The sequence below is a fragment of the Aphanothece stagnina RSMan2012 genome, assembly GCF_046764815.1.
Lineage (GTDB): Bacteria > Cyanobacteriota > Cyanobacteriia > PCC-6307 > Cyanobiaceae > NIES-981.
This window is the reverse complement of the sequence record NZ_JBKOUC010000098.1, coordinates 1-502: the sequence shown is the minus strand read 5'-3', so window position 1 is coordinate 502 and position 502 is coordinate 1. Positions and strand designations below refer to the sequence as shown.

Here is a 502-nt window from a genome sequence, read left to right as displayed (position 1 = left end):
GCCGTTGAGTTCCTAACCGCTGTCAAGTCGCCAAGGCTTGCCAGGCCTCAGTTGTTGATGCAGCCTGACGAGGGGGTGGTTGCCGCTTTGGAGCGCTCTGCGACTCCTGGTTCAGCGTTGCTACCCCACCCAGAGCCTTGCCGCTCCGCTTCCTGATCGTGCGGCGAGCAGCGCGTACCGTTTCTGGGATGGCGTAGCGGTCCTTCACGATGGCTTTGCCCTCCTCCTTGCTGATCTCTCGCCCGTCCACATCGCGGATGACGTAAGGGACCCCAGCCCTCAGGCAGGCCGTGATGCGAGTCAACAGCACCGTGGCCACCGTGCAGACGGCGGAGTTGTGGTGACGGCCCGTCTCACACATCAACCGCTGATAGCGCCGGGCCAAGGTGGGATCGAAACGGCGGACCTGATTGGCCGCCAGGAACAGCGCTTCCCGCAAGCAGGCATCCCCTTTCTTGCTGGGGCCTCCGCCAGCACTGCTGCGCCCTGAGCTGTTTTGTCT

At 63.7% G+C, this 502-nt stretch carries 1 protein-coding gene; it reads right to left on the bottom strand.

The features are described from left to right. Positions 1-22: 22 nt before the first annotated feature. On the bottom strand, positions 23-502 hold a 480-nt coding region (locus ACLNEE_RS16910; RefSeq protein ID WP_411425150.1), incomplete at its 5' end, for a transposase.